The sequence below is a fragment of the Polaribacter ponticola genome (assembly GCF_026191475.2).
In the GTDB taxonomy this organism is placed as follows: Bacteria; Bacteroidota; Bacteroidia; order Flavobacteriales; family Flavobacteriaceae; genus Polaribacter; species Polaribacter ponticola.
The window spans coordinates 1803234-1822031 of sequence record NZ_JAOSLC020000003.1 but is presented as its reverse complement, the minus strand read 5'-3'; the positions used below and the strand labels follow the sequence as shown (position 1 = coordinate 1822031).

Below are 18798 nucleotides of genomic sequence, written 5' to 3'. Positions count from 1 at the left end.
CTTTAATGCAATTATTTTTGATTCGCATACAATTTACTCCATGCTATAAAGTCTTGTTTAGAACCATTTTTAAACGGAATTAGATAAAAACTATATGATTGTTTTTCTTGTCCTTTCATTAAATATTTTTCTTGTGGTTTTCCACCCCAACTATTATCACCTGCAACTCCACGTTGTCCTAAATCTATATTTAATTGAACTAAATCTTGTTCTTTAATATCATTAATATGTTTTGAGGCGTTTATTTGCGGAATTCCATCTGTTCTAAACTCTTGTTTTAAAGTTTCATTTCCACTGTATGCTATACTTTCAGTGGTATCAAAATCTTCATTTGGCATGTGTAAAGCACTAATTCCCAAACCTTGTAATTGGTTATTTGCAACCACTAACAATCCGTTATTATTAGCATCAGCAAAGGCAGACCAACGTACATCTGTTTTGTATCCGTTTTCTTGCGGACGTACATAAGGCACATATTGGTCTTTAACTTTAGATTCATATAAATCGATAAATGCAGACGCTTTTCTGTCTGTATAATTTTCCCAAGGACCTCTACCAAAATAAGTCATAATCTCATATTTTTTTGGTAATTGTAAACGCATACCCAATCTTGGTAAATCTGCTTTATACGTAGTTTCGTGTAAGGTATTATCAATTTTAACAACACCATTTCCAAGAATATGATAATGAGAATCAAATGTAGTTTCTATGCCAGGTAAATTATAAGTAACATAAATACTTACACTACCATCTTTGTTTTCTGCTGATGATAATTTTGCCACTTTCATAAAGATAGATGCTTTTTTCCATTCGATGTTTTTGGCTTGCATTTGGCTACCAAAATCATTGTCTGTTGGTGCTCTCCAAAAGTTTGGTTTTGGTCCATTTCCATCTTTTAACAATTCATTTCCGTTAAAAATATAAGAAGTAATTTGCCCTTTTTCTTTATTGAAAACTACTTTTACATTGCTGTTAGAAACCACAATATTTTCAGTTGATTTTTCTATTTTTAAAGACTCTTTTTCTTTAATCTCTGTAATTTCTTTTCTGAATTTACGAGACAAAGCAATTTGCTCATGAGCAACTTCAAAACCTTTTGGTAAAATTCCCCAAGCCTTTTTTGTGGTTGCAGAAATTTCTACAAAATATTCTGTGTTTTCTTGATAATCAACATCACTTAAAGAAATTCTTGCAATTTTTCCTGTTTGAGGTTCTACTGAAACATCTTTGATAGTTATCGTTTTTAAAACGTTTCCATCAGCTTTTATTTCTGCAGTAAAATTAAACTGGTCTAAATCTGTAAAATCATATAAATTCTCTACTAAAACTCTTAATTCATTATGTCTGTTGATTCCTTTTTCTTTAAAATTGATAAATTCGTGCGCTTTTTTAACTTCGTATAAAGCAGGTTGTGGCGTTCTATCTGGAAACACGATTCCGTTATTCAAAAACGTATTATCAGTTGGCATATTTTTACCATAATCTCCTCCATACGCATAAAAACGTTCGCCTTTTTCGTTGGTTTTCCAGATAGATTGATCTACCCAATCCCAAATAAAACCACCTTGTAAATTGTCATACAACTCTATAATATCCCAATAATCTTGAAAATTACCAGTACTATTTCCCATAGCATGTGCATATTCACTTGGTATGTAAGGTCTGTCTGTTTTTGATTTTCCTACAGCTTCAAACCTTGCAGGCGTTGGATATTGAGGCACAATAATATCTGTATTCGATTCCATATCCCATAAACTTCCATCATAATCTTTATAAGGACGCTCATATTGTACAGGTCTTTTCGATTTGTCGTTTTTCTTAATGGCATCATAACCTGCAAAGAAATTTACACCATTTCCAGCTTCATTTCCCATAGACCAAATTACTATAGAAGGATGGTTTTTATCTCTTTCTACCATTCTAACCATTCTATCTACATGCGCATTCTCCCAACTGTCTTTTTTAGCCAAAGAATGTTTTCCATAATACATTCCATGCGATTCTATATTGGCTTCATCTACCACATACAAACCATAAATATCACATAATTCGTAAAAACGTCTTTGCTGTGGATAGTGACTTAAACGCACTGCATTTATGTTATTTTCTTTCCAAAGTTTAATGTCTTTCATAATTAATTCTTCAGAAACTACATGACCTGTTTCAGGATTTGCTTCTTGTGTATTTACACCTTTTAAAGTAATACGTTCTCCATTTACTAAAAGTAAACCACGTTTAATTTCTACAGATCTGAAACCAATCTTAGACGTTGTAACTTCTATGGTTCTTCCTTTTTTATCTTTTGTTTCAATGAATAAAGTATATAAGTTTGGATGCTCTGCACTCCATTGTTTAACATTTGGTAAGGTTGCAGAAAAATCTATAGTATTGTGTTGCTTTTTATCAATGTTGATTGATTTCTCACTTGAAACTAAAGTTTTGTTATTTGCATCTAAAATTTTATAAGCCACAGAACCTTTTGATTTTTTTGACAAATTATTTTCTACATCAACCGTTAATCCAAAAACACCATCTTTATATGCACCATCTAAAACAGAAACTACTTCGTAATCTAAAATTCTAACTTTTGGTTGTGCATAAATGTAAACACTTCGTTCAATTCCAGATATTCTCCAAAAATCTTGACATTCTAAATAAGAACCATCTGTCCATCTAAAAATTTGGATTGCTATTTTATTATTTCCTGTTTTAGCTGCTTTTGTAATGTTGAATTCTGCTGGTAATTTACTACCTTGAGAATAGCCAATATATTGCCCATTTAACCACACAAATCCGCCAGATTTCATAGCACCAATTTGTAAGAAAATTTCTTTTCCATTCCAATTCTCTGCAATTGTAAAATCTCTAACATAGGTTCCTACAGGATTATAGGCGTCTGGCACATTACCAGGATCTTTTGGATAAACTTTACCAACACGTTCCATATCATCTGCAATGGGTGCTTTATAATCGTTAAACTCATATTGATGATTTACATAAATAGGTACACCAAAACCCTCTACCTCCCAATTAGAAGGAACCTTAATATCATTCCAAGAAGAAGTATTAAAATTAGCATTCATAAAAGTTGTTGGCCTATCTTTTGGGTTTTTTACCCAATTAAATTTCCAAATACCATCTAAAGATTGATGAAACTTTGCATTGTTATTCAACGCATCTTTTTCTGAAGTAAATGATGTAAACGATGCACGTGCATCTAATTTATTTTCGTTAATAACCGCTTCATTTTCTATGTAGTGTTGATAATCCGTTATTGGATTTTTTTCTTGTGCTGTTACATTTAAAACAGCAAAACCTACAAATAAGAGTTGAAATGCTTGTAAAAAATTCTTCTTTAAAACTGTCATTCTATTTGAATATTTATGGTAAAAATTGATACTAATTTTCTAAAATAAAAATAATAATTGTTATTTAATCTGCAGTAAAATACGTTTTTAAATCAAACTAATTTTAATTAGCTAAAATACTCAAAATACCTTTATTGCATTATGTTATACATATAAATATTTATTAAATTTTATTTCTTAAAATATCGATCTTAAACTACTCATAAGTCATATAAGAAGATACCAACCAATGATTTAATTTATCACCATCTACAGGTGTTGCAGGAATTTTAATTTTAAACGTATGGTTGCCAGCTTTTAAATCGCTTAAATCTACCACCATTGGCTTTACTGCTGAACCAGGGCACCAATTAGAACGCGACAAATCTGATGATGCAATCCGTTCTTCTATTTCTTTAATTTGATATGATCTTGTTTTAGAGTCGATATAAGAAGCAGAATCTTTACGAATCCAAACACCAGAAGTTGGGTTAAACCTTCTAAAAGAAGCACAATCATCTCGCCAAGGAATGGTATCTAAAACCAATTTATTATTAAAATAAACACTGTTTTTAATTTTGATAAATTCATCACCTCCACTATGTCCTCCATGACCAGTTGTTATGTAATGTAATTTTACATTTTTTGCGTCTTTTTTTAAATTTATAACTTGCTCTAAATCATTATGTGCAAAATTATCTGGTATTTTCTGACCACCAACATAAGGAATGGTGTTAACCAAAGGAATTACCTTCACTTTTTGTTGTTTCCTGTTGGAATATGTTAATTTTAAATCAAAGTCATAACCTTCTGCTGTCCATGAATCAATCCAAACTCCAACATAAAATGTTCCTGTTACAAGACTTTCTAAAGGAGTAATATCTTGTTCCCAAACTACTTGTTTTTCCCAACTTGGTATATATACTGGTTTTCTGTATTTTACTTTATTATCACTATAATATCCAACCCCAAAAGGAGTCATAAAACGCATTAATTCTACAGTTGTGTTAAAGTTTTTTCCGTTAATAAAACCTGGAAATTTTTCATCGATATAAGAATCTTTTGGAAATTTTTCACCCTTTTCTGCAATAGAAAGTATCGATAATTTTTCTAAATCTTTTATCACAAAAGCAGAGCCAGATTTATCCCAAATATCTCCAGCAGAACGAACTGTAATTTTAATATTTACATCTGTACCATTTTTAAAATTTGGTACTGTTACTTTTTTATACACCAATCGACCGTCCATTAAACGAACTGTTTCTGAATCTGTTCCTTTTTCTCCCATAAAATTTATGGGTTGTTTATTGAAAATTTTCACGTTTAAAGGTTTTTGTGCATTTATACAAAACACAGTAAAAAAGAATGTTGTTATAAGTAGAAAGTTTAATTTCATTTTGTGGTAATTTTATGTATCAGTATTTAGATTTAAACCTACAAGTTTTTAAAAACCTTGAAGGAAGAGTTTAAAATTTTGTAAGATTTATTATTTTGAAAATTAATTCAATTCAACTGCATTTCCATGACCTCTATATAATTTTAAAGCGCCTTCTAATTCAACCTCTATAATAGTTGCATTTTTATCTAAATTATTTTCTTTGGGAATTTCAATTCTTAATATTCCAGGAATATTATTCCAAGCTGCACCACCATTTCTTTTAAAACTTAATTCTTGGTTTGTACCCACAACTTTTATTGATTTTACTTTATTCTGAATTCCTTTTAAGGAGATATAATTATTGGGCGAATCAAACAAAACTAAATAAATTTTAGTATTGTCTTTACTTAATAATGTTGGGCCGTAAAAATGACCATAAGGCAAACCTGCTTTTGTACTAAAAACAGCTTTTTCGTGTTTTTTAATCCAACTACCTAAAGCTTCTAAACGTTCTACTTGCTTTTTTGCGATGGTTCCATCTGGTTTTGGACCAATATTTAATAATAAATTTCCACCAGACGCAATTACCTCTACAAAAGTTCTAATAATTTGTGCTATGGGTTTGTAATTTTTATCCGTAGGAAAATAACCCCAATTATCGTTCATGGTCATGCAAAATTCCCATGCTCCTTCTGGTCTTACAACAGGAATCCCTTGTTCTGGTGTGCTATAATCTCCATGCGTTTTTAGCCTGGAGTTTACAATTACATTTGGATTCCAATTTAATAAAGTTTTCTTTAATGACTCTGCTCGCCATTGTTCGCTTGTTTTTTCCCAATCGCCATCAAACCACCATAAATCTGGTTTAAAATTACTATTTAATTCATTTAATTGATTACTATTAAACTTAATAAATCGTTGCCAAGGAGTTAATTGATTTTGTTTTTTCTGTGGATAATTTTTGTGTGTATTTGGTCTTGAAAAAACTACATCATAATCTGGATGCGACCAATCTATTAGAGAATAATACAAACCAACTTTTAGATTCTCCTTTCGTAAAGCGTTTACAAAAGGCATTACTAAATCTCTTTTTGCTGGCGTTTTATCAACAACATTTAATTTGCTAAAATTGGTGTTCCATAAAGCAACACCATCATGATGTTTTGTAGTTAAAACTGCATAACGAGCACCAATTTTTTTAAACAATTTCGCCCAAGCTTCTGGGTTGTAATTTTCAGCAGTAAATTTTTTGCTTTGTGCCATATAATCATCATAAGAAATACGTTTATGATACATAGACCAAGATTCGCCAATTCCATTTACACCATATAAACCCCAATGAATAAAAACACCCAATTTAGCATCTTTAAACCAGGATAATCTTTCTTCTTTTGTTGGTTTTTCTTGTGAAAAAACAGTATTTATCAACAAGAAAAATAAAATAATAACTAGTTTATATTTTTTCATCTTTTAATTAATTATAATTTCATCTACAAATAACCAAACACCACCTCCATTTGGTGCTTTTGTTAAATTTTTCGCAAACACTTTTACAAAACGTGTGGACTCTTTTTCAAAAGAAATTTTAAAATCTTTTAATTCAGATGCTGGGTTTTTAGCATAAGCCCTTTTTTGAATACCCACTTTTTTATAATTCTTACCATCTTTAGAAACAAAAACAGTTACTGCTGTTGGATAATAAATACCTGGACCTTGATTTTCCATAGCTCCTAAAGTTACTTCTGTAATTACCATTTCTTCACCTAAATCAATTACAGCTTCCATATCTTTACTTAACCAAGCTTGCCAATGTCCATCATGAAAGTTTTTAGTGCCACGCAAAGTGTTTACTAAACCAAACGCGCCTTCTCCTTGATATTGTTTGCTATATATTTCTTTAAAGGTTACTTTTTTACCAACTCCCTTATGAAATTCAATTGTTTTGTTAAAAGGAACTCCAACAGGTGTATCATCTTTAAAAAGTGAGGCGTGAATTGTAGTTGTTTTATCAATTTTTAAAGGTGATGTATATTTTGTGGCACGCTCTGTAAGTTTATTTTCATTTAAAGTATAACGAATATCTGGGTTTGTAAATTCGTTTTTTAAACGTAATGAAACTTCTTTGGTTTCCATATCAATTTTTACATCTTCTGTAACTAAATAGGCACTTTTTGCATAATTGATACCTAAATATTCGTAACGTTTAAACATGGTAACAATTCTGCTCGAAAAATCTTCCCAATTTCTAGATTCTTTGGGTGACCAGAGTGTTTCAGACAAAGCTGCCAATCTTGGATAAATCATGTATTCTGAATGTGATTCTGTTTTTATTTGCTCTGACCACAAATTTGCTTGTCCGCCTAAAATATGCTTTGATTCTTCGTCTGTTAAATCTTCTACAACAGGATCAAAAGTATACACTTTACTTAATGGTGTGTAACCTCCCCAAGCTAAAGGTTCTTCATTTTGTGGTCCTTGATAATGATCAAAATAACAATGCGTTCCTGGAGTCATAATTACATCATGCCCTTCTTTTGCAGCTTCTACACCACCTTTTACACCTCGCCAACTCATTACTGTTGCTTCTGGTGCTAAACCACCTTCTAAAATTTCATCCCAACCAATTAAACGTTTTCCTTTTGAGTTGATAAAACGCTCCATTCTTTTTATAAAATAACTTTGTAACTCTTCAACATTCTCTAAACCTTCGGTTCTTTTTCTTTTTTACAATCTGCACATTTTGCCCAGTTTGTTTTTGTAGCTTCATCTCCACCAACATGAATATATTTTGATGGAAAAATTCCCATAACTTCTAACAACACATTTTCTAAAAACTCGAAAGTATGTTCTTTTCCTGCACAATAAATATCTGTAATTGGCCAAACACCACCAGAAGGAACTCCGATTGGTTTTTCTAAACAAGACAATTCTGGATACGCTGCAATTGCGGATGAAACGTGTGCTGGCATTTCTATTTCTGGAATAATTTCGATGTTTTTTGTTGCTGCATAGGCCACCAAATCTTTTAATTGTTTTTGAGTGTAAAAACCTCCATACGTTCCTTTTTCATTAGGCAAGGTTTTACGTCTTCCATCCCAATGTTTGTCTTCTTGATCTACTCTCCAAGCACCAACCTCTGTTAATTTCGGGTATTTTTTAATCTCAATTCTCCAACCTTGGTCATCTACCAAATGTAAATGCAATACATTCATTTTTAGCATTGCCAAACGATCTATGGTTTTCATTAAATAATCTATTTCAAAAAAATGACGAGAAACATCTAACATTAAACCTCTGTATTTATAACGTGGTTTATCTTCGATTGTTAAATTTGGAATTAACCAATCTTTACCAGAAACAGCGTTTTCGCTTTCAATTTCAACAGGTAACAATTGTCTTAACGTTTCTATACCATACATAAAACCTGTATTTCCTTTAGATGAAATTGTAACATTAGTTGAGTTTACAACCAATTTATAGCCTTCATCTTCAATATTATCATCAATAATAAATTGAACAAAATTATCTTTTGGCACTTTTTCTGATACTTCTAAATTCCAACTAGATATGTTTTTAAATTTATCAATTAAAACCCTATAAATTTCTTTTTGAGAAGAATTTGCAACTATAAATTGGGTGTTTTTATCAAACTGAAAAGCACCTTTATCTAATTGTAATTTTGCAGGTTTTGGAATGATTGCAATATCACTTTCTGTAAAATTTTTGTTTTCTTGGTTGTTATTACAAGAAAAAATTGTGGTTATTATAACCAACATTAAAAGTTTGTTTATTTTTTCCATCTCTTTATAATTATATGATTCTTTTATTTATAATTACTGTTTTTGTTGTCATTTATTCTACATATTTACGAACTATTCTTTTCCATTTTTGATAACCTTTTTTGCTTAAATGCAAGCCATCATAAGTATATTTTGCTTTGATGTGTTTTTTACCATTTCTCATTTTTTTATTTAGATTGATAAATTTTACATTCAACTTTTTGGCTAACTCTTTTAAACGTTTGTTAGCATCTATAATTTTTTGATTATTTTTTTTATGCCCAGAAAACTTTTTACCTATATTTGGGTTTATCGGTAAAATACTTTGTAGATAAATTATTGTTTTTGGTGATTGACTTTTGATTTGTAAAATAATTTTTTCTGTATTTTCTAAAACATAATCGATACTTTTACCACGAGCTATATCATTTGTACCAATTAATAAAAATATTTTTTTTGGTTTTGATGCTGTAATTTCTAGTAGCCTATTTAAAATTCCGTCTGTAACATCGCCACTAATTCCTCTATTAATTACATTTTTATTAGGGAAGAGTTTTTTCCATTTACCACCTTCTGTAATGCTATTTCCTAAAAATATAATTTCGTTTTTTGTATCTTTTTCACTTTCAAACAACGTTTTTCTTTTGTAGTAATGATCAGAATATTGTTGTGCAAAACCTATATTCACAAAAGTTAGTATTAAAATTATGAGTAGTTTTTTCATTTTAATTAAGATTGAAATTAGTATTATATTTTAATTCTGACACTTCTCTAAACCCGTCTTTGGTTACATTTACAGGAATGCAAGTAAACATCCATTTCCAAGAATTGTAATCTTGTGGAATTTTTAACAACACTTTATTCCAACCTTTTTTTAAGTTGATTTTAGTAGGACTTCTGTAAAAATAATCTTCATCTATAAACGGAATTTCATCTGTTTTTGTTCCTAAATTGGGTTGTTTCCAAACTGGAGGTGCAATTTCTTTATTGTTTATCCAAATTCTTGGTTTTGTGGTATGCCAATCTCCTAAATCTGGAAAAGGACCAACTCTTCTTCCCCCAGAACGTGACCAACCTTGAAAACCTATCCAGAAATCTTGAATTCTATCATCTGGAGAATATATATTTGTAAAGGCATAAAACGTTCCTTGTTTTGCTTTGGTAACACTTTCAAACCCGAAGAAATGTTTTAAATGAATGGTTGCACCAACGTGCTTATCTGACCAAGAAAATTTTTTGCCATTTACTTTGTAATTGTCTTTAATCTCTTCTTCAACAGGAAATGATTTTTCTACACTTCCTTTATGATTGAAAGGGCCAATTAATTTCCATTCTTTATCAGTTTGTTTTATGTATTGAAACTCCTTTCCTTTAAAAAATAAATTTCTGTGTGTAATTACCTTTTCTTCAAAGGTTTTAAAATTATTAAATTCTGATGTATTGTTTGAAGGTAATTTTGCCCAATATTCTGGATAATCTTTTTTTCTACCATTCCAAATGGCATCTGAATAAAAAACCATTGAAGGATAAATAGGATTCTGAATTAAAATATCACGTTCGTCATTTATATTATTATCTGGCCACGCAGCTAAAATGCCTCCTAGAGCTAAAGAATCTCCTTTTGGCTGTCTTGTAGGTTGCTGAAAAAACAAACGTGCCATTCCTGCAAAAGGATCTAAATGATTGATGTAATTGCTTCTAGAATCTATGAATCTGTGTCCTTTTCTACCTTTATGATATGCCCAAAGTTGGTTGATAGAGTAGGGGTCTCGCTTAACAACAATACCTTCTTTCCAAACAATAACTTCTCTGTTGTTTTTTCTGATGAGTTGCATCAATTCAAAAATAACATCGTTAGAAACACGTTCAAAATCGTTACGAACTTCATCTGTACCAATATGAATGTAAGGCATTGTTTCTGCATCTGCCAAATCCATTAATTCTTGAAATAAATCGAGTAAAATAGGTTTTACTTTTGGATCTTGCATTTCATCAATTTTTAAGGCTTTTCTAAACGCATCTGTATGTCCTGGAATATCAAATTCTGGAATCACCGTAATTTTACGTTCTTTACAAAAAGCTAAAATAGCTGCAAAATCTTCTTGTGTATAAAAATTTCCTTTTTGTCTTGTTGTAGCTTCTTCCGATTGTAATTCTGGATATAGTTTACTCTCTAAACGCCAACCAGGATTGTCTGTTAAATGCCAATGAAATACATTGTATTTGTATTGTGCTAAAATTTCTATCTGTTCTTTTAATTGTGCTACCGATTGAAAATTTCGACCAGTATCGTGCATAAAACCACGAATTTTAAACACTGGAAAATCTTTAATTTCTACTTTAGGAAAAACACCTTTTGCTTTGTTTTTTCTAAAGATTTGTTTTAAAGTTTGAATTCCGTAATAAATTCCTTTATCAGAATTTGCCGTAATTTTTATGTTGTCTGAAATACTTAATTTATAGGCTTCATCATTATTCTCATCAACAGAAATATTTTCTTTTATAAACTGAATATGTAATCCGTTTTCTGATGAAGTTATATTTTTTTATTGAAAAAATTAACTAAAATATTTCCTTCATTTTTAAAATCATTTGCAATTATATGTACACTTTCAAACTGAATTTCTGAATTTCCATAACTAATTTCATTTGGAACAGGAATTATAGGATATTTATCTTCTAAATCAATAGAATTTACTTGAGAACATCCATTTAAAAAGAAGATTACAAAACCGATAAAAACCAAATGTAATTTCATAATATATTTATTTTTTCAGTTTAAAAACCACCACATCTCTTGCAGGAACTTCAATTAAAAAATTGGTATTTGTAGTTCCTATTTCTTTATTTTTCCAAAGATTTTTAATGGAATATTCTCCAGCAAAATCTTTGATATTCATCTGTTTCCAATTTACTTGGTATTTCTTATTTTTAATTTCTCGGTTGAATAAACATATTGCAATATCTCCATTTTTTAAAGGTTTTTGCCAAACCTCAAAGTTTCCATAATCTTTAATTTTAAAACCTTGTTTGCCTAAAACATCTTGATTGATAGCAATGATTTCTTTGTTTGTTAAAATTTCTTGATCGCTAAAAGACATTGTTCTTAAATCGTTTCCTGCCATTAAAGGCGCTGCCAACATTGCCCACATACTAAAATGCGCTCTTGCTTCATTAATTGGCATGTCATTATTACCAACTGCCAACATATCTGGATCATTCCAATGACCTGGACCAGCAAATTTTTCTATACCAACTTGCTTATCAACCAAATCTGACCAACCAATTAAATTTCCATTAATATTGCCATCAAATCTGCCTTTCATATCAATATCTAAGGTTGTTCGCCATAAATGCCCAACATTTTCTGCCCATTCCCAAGGTTTATTTTCTCCCCATTCGCACAAGCTAAAAACGATTGGTCTTCCTGCTTTGTACAACGCATCTCGCATTAACTTATAAGAAGTTTTTGCATCTTGCCCTTCTGTAAAACACCAATCGTATTTTAAATAATCTACGCCCCATTTTGCATAGGTTTCTGCATCTTTATACTCAAAACCTTTGCTTCCAGGTCTTCCTGCACAAGTTTTTATTCCTGCATCAGAATAAATTCCGAATTTTAAACCTTTAGAATGTACATAATCTGCTAAAACCTTAATTCCTGATGGAAATTTCTCTTTATCAACAATAATATAACCGTCTTTATCTCTGCCTATTTGCCAACAATCATCTATTACAATATACTCGTAACCAACATCTTTTAAGCCTTTTGCAACCATTGCATCTGCCATTTCTCGAATTACTGTTTCGTTAACGCCTGCACATTCAAAAGTGTTCCAGCTATTCCAACCCATTGGAGGTGTTAAAGCTAAATTCTCGAATTTTTGTGAAAAAGTTGTATTGATTGTTAAAAAACAAAGGGATAAAAAAAGGTAGAATGTTTTCATTTTGATATGATGTTTATGTAAAATAAGCTATCTAAAAATAGCAAATTTTATTTAAATTCTATGTATTTTATAATACTGTTGTCAATTCCAAATTGATTAAACTCAAGGTTTTTGCCAATTTTTTCCTTGGGATTAGGATGATGAGTGATTGTTGTGTCTAATTCCACAACGTAAGCTCTCTTTTCTTTAGTATAGAAAATTATTGCATTAAAAATTTCATTCGTATGAACAATTGTGAAATCAGAAATTTCATCTCCATAATCTTTGTAAAAGGTTACTAATTTTTGTGATTTGTAATCTGCTAATGGTCTTTTTTGTGATTCTGTTTTCTTATTAACAATTTCTTTTTGGTCGGACTTCTTATTTTTCTGAACACAAGAAATTGTTACTAATAAAATTCCAATAATTATTAAGTAAATTCTTGTTTTCATTATATTAGCTATAGTTTTAAATTAATCTATTTCATTAGAAAATGTTGAAGCTGGAAAACCACTTTTGTTGGTTAAATTACTTTCTGTGTAAGGCGAAAAACCATATCGAACATATCTTGGGTTTTTAATACTTGGATGCCAAACTTCTAAAATATTATTTTTTATCCTGCTTTTTGCTGACTTAAAAACTTTATCCACTCCAGCAATTTTGATGTCTTTTACTGACTGATTATCCTTTGTTTTTAAACCTTCTGAAAACTGAAAATAAACTTCTAATTTGTTGTCGATTACATTTACAAAATCGAATAAAGGGCCAGAATAGGCTATGCTTTTATGGTATGTTTTTGCCAAAGTGATATTTGATAACCTTTTACCAACAGTCCATTTTTGAGTTGGATGTACATCTGTACGATTTCCAATATCTAAAGTAACAGCCATTCCTGTATTTGGAATCGATAATAATTTGCGTTGCGAATCTCTAAAAAATTCCCATCCAGGTCTTTCCATACTTGTTAATTGCACGTAATAAAAAGGCAAATCTGGTTTGTTAAATTGATTTCGCCAATCTTTTATCAGCATTTTAAACAATTTTTCGTGGAGTTTTACTTGATCTGCATTCGATTCTCCTTGATACCAAATTACTCCTTTAAAAGGATAATTTTTGATAGGTTCTATACCAGCATCAAACAAAATTGTTGGATCATAAGGATGACGAACTCCTTTCTTATTTTTATCGCCAATATTCTCAACTATTTTATTTGCCACCCAAACATCTACCATTGGATTTAGCCAAGTGTCGTTTAATAAATTAACCCCAAAATGTTCTTTTTCTAATGAATTTCTACTAATATAACTTTGCGTTGTTGCACCACCAACTGCATTGCAAACAATACCAATAGGAATCTTTAATTCTTTTTGTAAATTATAAGCAAATGCATAGGCAACTGCAGAAAAGTTTTCAATAATTTCTTTGTTTGTATTAGACCAACCAGAAGGTTTTAAATAATTATCGGCATTAATCAAACTAAATTCTTCATCTGTAAATTTTCCTTTTTTTAATATTGTTGGATCTAAAGAAAATAGAAATATTTGGTTATTCAAAGAATCTTTTAAAACTGTTTTTGCGTTTTTAGATTGTTTTACTTTCCAGTCCATATTAGACTGACCAGAAGCCAACCAAACTTCACCAATATACACTTCGTTGATTGTAATGTCTTTTGATAATTTTGAATTTATTGATATTTTATGTGGTCCACCAGCTTTCATTTTAGGAAAAACTGCTTTCCATTTTCCTTTATCTGTAACTTTAATTATTTTTTCTTGTTGGTTAAAACAGATTTTTAATTCATCTTTAGTGTTCGCAATTCCTAAAATCTCAATAGGTTCATTACGTTGTAAAACCATTTTTTCGCCAAATAAAAGTGGTAATTGTAATCCACCAAAATTGCCAGTAATTGCACTATACGTTTGTTGCGCAATTATTTTTGCGCCTTTTTCTGTTGGATGTAAGTTGTCTGGAAAATACTCTGGAAAAAGATATAATTTTTGATGTAAATCTATTAATTGTACGTTTGCAGTTTTTGCAATTTCTTCAATTTTAGCTTGAATTTCTTTGAAATTTTCACGCATTCCTTCTTCAAACCAGTGATGACCAGAAAAAGTGGGTGTCATTTTACAAATAATTACTTTTGGTTTAGAAGGTAGTTTTTTATAAACGGAAATCATTTCTAAATAATCCGCAATAAATTCGTTTTTATGTTTTGGCCAATTATTATTGCCTTGATCGTTTAAACCAAGATGAATAATTACAATATTAGGTTCAAACTCTTGTGATTCTTTAAAAACCGACTTTTCCCAATAAGGTTTATGTCCGTTTTTAAGTAAAGTTGCACCAGAAAATCCAAAATTTTTAACCTGATAACTATCACCTAATAAACTTTGTAATTGCGCTGGATAAGAGTTTTAAAGTTCTATTTTTAATACCTGCACCAAAAGTTACAGAGTTACCTACACAAGCTACTTTTATGGTTTGACTTTGTGAAATCCATGAAGTAATAAAAAGTAGAAATAAAATTTTATAGGTAATTTTATGGCACATATTTATAAGTTTAAAACAATCTAAAACTACTACAATAAAGTGAAATTTTGTGTTTTTTTAACCTTTGAGGTTTGATACTGAAATTATTTTCAGAACAATAATACTTTGAGGTTTTAACTTTTTATAAAGTTAGTCTTTATTTTTTAGGCTTTTTGTAACTGTCTTTACCATCTGTTAACCAAGCTAAAGAAAAGCTTGTAAACTCGTTTTTCTTGTAACCATCTTTTTCAAAAAACAACCCAATATCGCCATTTTGCATAATGGTTAATGATGAATATGCTGATGAGCCTGCATAAACTGTTTTACCTTTACTCCAAGTTTTTCCTTCATCATAACTAATTCGTACAGACATATTTACACGTCCTTTTGCAGATTGTGCATTCGAGAAAATGATTCTATCTTTATCATAACCATCTTCTTTAGACGTATATCTTATGATACTAGCATTACAGCCTGGATCTATCAATTCTGGAACTGGGTTTGTTTCCCAAGTTTTTCCTTCGTCATTAGAAGTATGCACATAACGCATTCCTTTTCCATTTACTCTTGCATTAATCATTAAAGAACCATCTGCTAATTGTATTACTTTAGATTCATCTGCTGGTAAAACTGGTGTATCTATAAAATACCATGTTTTTCCATGATCATCACTTCCAAATAAATGTAAACCACTATTTAAGTTTACCATTGTATGTAATAATTTACCAGATTTTGTTTGAATTCCTCTACCTGAAGTAATAAATTTAAAATCTTTTTTCCATGCTGGTTTTGCAATTTGGTCTGTAATATCTATTGGTTTACTCCATGTTTTTCCATTGTCTGTACTTTTTACAACGTGTAAATAATAGATGTCTTTTTCGGTTTCTAAATTCATATAATTATAAAGCATAAAAATATCACCTGTAACTTTATCTACAATCATTGATGGATCTGAAGCAGATTCTCCATAAGGAAAATCGACTACCATTTCAATTGGCGTCCAAGTTTTGCCATTGTCTGCACTTCTTCTAACAATTAAGTTAATGTCTTTACTATACTTTAAATCGCCACAATTAGGAACTCGTTGATCTATGGCTGCAATTAAATCGCCATTGGGTGCAGTTACTATCGCAGGGATTCTGTAACAATTTACACCTTCTTCCATTCCCGAATTAAAAAGTGCTGTAAACTCTAAAGGTTTACTTATATCTTCTTTTGCTTCTACTTCTGTTTTTTTGATTTACAAGCTGTAAGTAATAAAATTGCAACTAAAACAAATATGTTTTTAATCATCATCTTAAATTTTATATTAATTATTATAATGTTTTACGCTCTATATTTTCAAAAGATTGCCAACATTGGTACATTGCTCTTGGTACATGAAAACAACCTTTCCATTTTCCTCCTTTTAAATCTAGTAATACTTCTCCTTGTCTGTTTAAATACCCAAACCATTCGCCATTTTTTGAATCTGAAAAGTGAGACCAAGCATATTTATGCACTTTCTCATACCAAAGCATTAATTCTTCTCTTTCTGTATGTTCGTATGCTTTTGCTAAAGCAACTAAAGCTTCTAAATGCACCCACCACAGTTTTTGATCCCACTCTAGTTGTTGGGGTGGTTTTCCTTCAGAATCCATAAAATATAGAATTCCACCATATTTTTTATCCCAACTGTATTCTAAAATGGTAATAATTGTATCTGCCGCTTTTTCAATCAATTTAATATCATTTCTTCTTACACCAATATCAATCATAAACCACATTGCCTCTATACCATGACCAGGGTTTAAAAGTCGTCCATTATAAGTGTCTTCATGAGAACCATCTTCTTTAACAAATTCGTAAATAAGCCCCGATTTTTTATCTAAAAAAACCTCCATAACTTCATGGATGCTAAAATCGATGGTTTTATCAACTTCTTCTTTATCTAAAACAGCTTCTAATTCTAAAACCAAATTAGATAAAATCATCGGTAATGAAAAGCTTTTTAAAGGACGCTCTCCAGTAGATTTTTCATAAATACCTTTGGGGTTATCTTTCTTTTTAAGGATATTAAGATAGGTTTGTTTAGCAAGTTTTTTAATTTTTTGATCACCAGAAGCAATTGCATATTGGCTAAATGCCATTGCTGCAAAACAATCTGAAAAAATATTATAAGGTTGTACTAAAGGTTTTCCTTCTCTGGTTGTAGAAAAATAAAAATTACCCTCTTTATCCATCCCTTTTTCTATAATAAAGTCGATACCATGTCTTGCCAGTTTTAACCAGTTTTCATTTTTATCTACAGTATTGTATAGCATGGAAAATGCCCAAGCTTGCCTACCTTGCAACCACATAAACTTATCAGTATCATATACTTTACCAGTTTTATCTAAACAAGTAAAATAGCCACCATATTCATTATCGATTGAATTTTTTTCCCAAAAAGGGATGATATTGGTTAGTAATGTACTTTTATAAAGTGTACTGTATTTCATTTTTATTTATTATTTCTTGTTACATAGTTGTATTTATTAATAAAAAATTAATAAATTGCTATTATGTATTACATAATACAAATTTAATGAAATAAAATTTATAAACTACCTTTGCATAAATTAAATTATGATGAAAAAAATTGGTATTGCTCCTTTAACTAATTTAAGTTTAGTAGATAAGGTTGAAATTCGAATTAATAATTACATAAAGGAAAACAAACTTAAAGTAGGAGATTCCATACCAAAAGAAATGGAATTTGCTGAGGCTTTAGGGGTTAGCAGAACTGTCATTAGAGAGGCACTTTCTAGACTTAAAACAATTGGTATTGTTGAGTCTAAAAAACATAAAGGAATGGTACTTTCTCAGCCAGATTTTATACATAATTTTGAGAAAGTAATTGATACCAATTTATTAGGTGATGAAACTTTAAAAGATATTTTTGAACTTCGTTTAGTTTTAGAAATGGGTATGGTAGATTTACTATTTGCTAGAAAAACGGAAAAAGATTTGGAGGAGCTAGAATTAATTGTTTCTAAAATGGAAGAAAATAAAAAAGATTCTACCATTTTTGCTTTAGAGAATGAAATTGCTTTTCATGGTAAATTGTATAAAATTTCTAGGAATAAAACTTTACAGCGTTTTCAAAATATATTATTACCTGTTTTTCAATATGTTCATAATCATAAATTAAAAGATGCAGAAAATTATTTGTACAGCAAAAAATTTATATCTCACAGAGAACTTTTAAATTTTTTAAAAAAAGATGATATAAAAGGATTTAGAAAAGGTTTAGCACAACATTTAGAACCTCATTTTGAAAGGGTACTTAATACTACATTTTAACTTTTAAAACTATTTTTTTTACTTTAGATATACTACCTAACGTAATTTCTGGCAAATGAATATCATCAGGAAAAAAACAGCAAACATCCCTTTATGTAATGTTATATAATCAGAAGGTTTATTAAATAACATAAAATCGTTATCCTCATCATATAACTCTGTAGGTTTTTGATTGTTAAACATAGTAATACCAATTTGCTCTTTACCTTCAATTATATAATGAACATCTATGTATTTAAGATGTGCTTCTAAAATATTTTCATCAATCTTTTTTGTTTGATATTCTTTTACAATTGCAAAAACATCATCTCCATCAATAATATGTTTTCCATTCTCTAAAGTAGAAAAATTAGTGTTTTCTATATATTCTAAAGCTTTGGTAATTCCTTTATGTAAATTTATATAAAGGCTTGCATTTTGTATTTTGTCTAAAATCATATTTATTGGATTTTTAAATTAAAACTTCGAGTATAAGTAGGTTTCGACTGCGCTCAACCTTACATTTGGAATATTTA

The 18798-nt window shown here is 29.9% G+C and carries 15 protein-coding genes and 1 pseudogene; 1 reads left to right on the top strand and 15 read right to left on the bottom strand.

The genetic code is table 11. The annotated features are described in order from the left end of the window. Positions 1-11 precede the first annotated feature (11 nt). From N5A56_RS13365 to N5A56_RS13305, 14 genes and pseudogenes are all read right to left on the bottom strand, one after another. A complete protein-coding gene (locus N5A56_RS13365) occupies positions 12-3368 on the bottom strand; it encodes a glycoside hydrolase family 2 TIM barrel-domain containing protein (RefSeq protein WP_274270481.1) in 3357 nt (1118 codons plus the stop codon). Positions 3369-3564: 196 nt separating this feature from the next. Further along, positions 3565-4668: a PNGase F N-terminal domain-containing protein gene (locus N5A56_RS13360; RefSeq protein ID WP_274270480.1), complete on the bottom strand. Its 1104-nt coding sequence runs from the start codon at positions 4666-4668 to the stop codon at positions 3565-3567. Between the two features lie 177 nt (positions 4669-4845). After that, positions 4846-6192 (bottom strand): alpha-L-fucosidase, encoded by a 1347-nt coding sequence (locus N5A56_RS13355; protein ID WP_265725891.1) that lies wholly within the window; start codon positions 6190-6192, stop codon positions 4846-4848. 3 nt (positions 6193-6195) lie between these two features. Then, positions 6196-7386: a family 20 glycosylhydrolase gene (locus N5A56_RS17540; RefSeq protein ID WP_337994813.1), complete on the bottom strand. Its 1191-nt coding sequence runs from the start codon at positions 7384-7386 to the stop codon at positions 6196-6198. 38 nt (positions 7387-7424) lie between these two features. After that, positions 7425-8525, bottom strand: a complete 1101-nt coding sequence (locus N5A56_RS17535) for a beta-N-acetylhexosaminidase (protein WP_337994812.1) — start codon at positions 8523-8525, stop codon at positions 7425-7427. 52 nt (positions 8526-8577) lie between these two features. After that, on the bottom strand, positions 8578-9228 hold the full coding sequence (locus tag N5A56_RS13345; RefSeq protein ID WP_265725889.1) for a GDSL-type esterase/lipase family protein: 651 nt from the start codon (positions 9226-9228) through the stop codon (positions 8578-8580). A 1-nt stretch (position 9229) separates the two neighbouring features. Further along, a complete protein-coding gene (locus N5A56_RS13340) occupies positions 9230-10996 on the bottom strand; it encodes a family 20 glycosylhydrolase (protein ID WP_420793210.1) in 1767 nt (588 codons plus the stop codon). A gap of 44 nt (positions 10997-11040) precedes the next feature. Further along, positions 11041-11262 carry a hypothetical protein gene (locus tag N5A56_RS13335; RefSeq protein ID WP_274270478.1) on the bottom strand — a complete coding sequence of 74 codons (222 nt, stop codon included), beginning with the start codon at positions 11260-11262 and terminating at the stop codon, positions 11041-11043. A gap of 7 nt (positions 11263-11269) precedes the next feature. Then, positions 11270-12451: a glycoside hydrolase family 27 protein gene (locus N5A56_RS13330; protein ID WP_265725887.1), complete on the bottom strand. Its 1182-nt coding sequence runs from the start codon at positions 12449-12451 to the stop codon at positions 11270-11272. A gap of 47 nt (positions 12452-12498) precedes the next feature. After that, positions 12499-12882, bottom strand: a complete 384-nt coding sequence (locus tag N5A56_RS13325; RefSeq protein WP_265725886.1) for a hypothetical protein — start codon at positions 12880-12882, stop codon at positions 12499-12501. Positions 12883-12903: 21 nt separating this feature from the next. After that, complete coding sequence (locus tag N5A56_RS13320; RefSeq protein ID WP_274270590.1) at positions 12904-13662, bottom strand: sialate O-acetylesterase; 759 nt, start codon at positions 13660-13662, stop codon at positions 12904-12906. A 702-nt stretch (positions 13663-14364) separates the two neighbouring features. Next, positions 14365-14829: pseudogene (locus tag N5A56_RS13315) on the bottom strand (GDSL-type esterase/lipase family protein); the annotation flags it as partial. 287 nt (positions 14830-15116) lie between these two features. Further along, positions 15117-16124 carry a sialidase family protein gene (locus tag N5A56_RS13310; protein ID WP_274270477.1) on the bottom strand — a complete coding sequence of 336 codons (1008 nt, stop codon included), beginning with the start codon at positions 16122-16124 and terminating at the stop codon, positions 15117-15119. A 151-nt stretch (positions 16125-16275) separates the two neighbouring features. Next, complete coding sequence (locus tag N5A56_RS13305; RefSeq protein ID WP_265725883.1) at positions 16276-17439, bottom strand: n-acyl-d-glucosamine 2-epimerase; 1164 nt, start codon at positions 17437-17439, stop codon at positions 16276-16278. Positions 17440-17566: 127 nt separating this feature from the next. Here N5A56_RS13305 and N5A56_RS13300 point away from each other — a divergent pair, with 127 nt between their 5' ends. Further along, positions 17567-18283, top strand: a complete 717-nt coding sequence (locus N5A56_RS13300) for a FadR/GntR family transcriptional regulator (protein ID WP_337994811.1) — start codon at positions 17567-17569, stop codon at positions 18281-18283. 36 nt (positions 18284-18319) lie between these two features. Here N5A56_RS13300 and N5A56_RS13295 read toward each other — a convergent pair whose 3' ends face one another. After that, on the bottom strand, positions 18320-18721 hold the full coding sequence (locus tag N5A56_RS13295; RefSeq protein ID WP_274270476.1) for a NanQ anomerase/TabA/YiaL family protein: 402 nt from the start codon (positions 18719-18721) through the stop codon (positions 18320-18322). Positions 18722-18798 lie beyond the last annotated feature (77 nt).

What these genes read in the sequence shown, in the direction of transcription:
- N5A56_RS13365 (WP_274270481.1), bottom strand. Translation starts at nt 3,368, where the DNA reads ATGACAGTTTTAAAGAAGAATTTTTTACAAGCATTTCAACTCTTATTT.
- N5A56_RS13355 (WP_265725891.1), bottom strand. Translation starts at nt 6,192, where the DNA reads ATGAAAAAATATAAACTAGTTATTATTTTATTTTTCTTGTTGATAAAT.
- N5A56_RS17540 (WP_337994813.1), bottom strand. Translation starts at nt 7,386, where the DNA reads ATGGAGCGTTTTATCAACTCAAAAGGAAAACGTTTAATTGGTTGGGAT.
- N5A56_RS17535 (WP_337994812.1), bottom strand. Translation starts at nt 8,525, where the DNA reads ATGGAAAAAATAAACAAACTTTTAATGTTGGTTATAATAACCACAATT.
- N5A56_RS13345 (WP_265725889.1), bottom strand. Translation starts at nt 9,228, where the DNA reads ATGAAAAAACTACTCATAATTTTAATACTAACTTTTGTGAATATAGGT.
- N5A56_RS13335 (WP_274270478.1), bottom strand. Translation starts at nt 11,262, where the DNA reads ATGAAATTACATTTGGTTTTTATCGGTTTTGTAATCTTCTTTTTAAAT.
- N5A56_RS13330 (WP_265725887.1), bottom strand. Translation starts at nt 12,451, where the DNA reads ATGAAAACATTCTACCTTTTTTTATCCCTTTGTTTTTTAACAATCAAT.
- N5A56_RS13325 (WP_265725886.1), bottom strand. Translation starts at nt 12,882, where the DNA reads ATGAAAACAAGAATTTACTTAATAATTATTGGAATTTTATTAGTAACA.
- N5A56_RS13320 (WP_274270590.1), bottom strand. Translation starts at nt 13,662, where the DNA reads ATGGTAGATGTTTGGGTGGCAAATAAAATAGTTGAGAATATTGGCGAT.
- N5A56_RS13310 (WP_274270477.1), bottom strand. Translation starts at nt 16,124, where the DNA reads ATGGAAGAAGGTGTAAATTGTTACAGAATCCCTGCGATAGTAACTGCA.
- N5A56_RS13305 (WP_265725883.1), bottom strand. Translation starts at nt 17,439, where the DNA reads ATGAAATACAGTACACTTTATAAAAGTACATTACTAACCAATATCATC.
- N5A56_RS13300 (WP_337994811.1), top strand. Translation starts at nt 17,567, where the DNA reads ATGATGAAAAAAATTGGTATTGCTCCTTTAACTAATTTAAGTTTAGTA.
- N5A56_RS13295 (WP_274270476.1), bottom strand. Translation starts at nt 18,721, where the DNA reads ATGATTTTAGACAAAATACAAAATGCAAGCCTTTATATAAATTTACAT.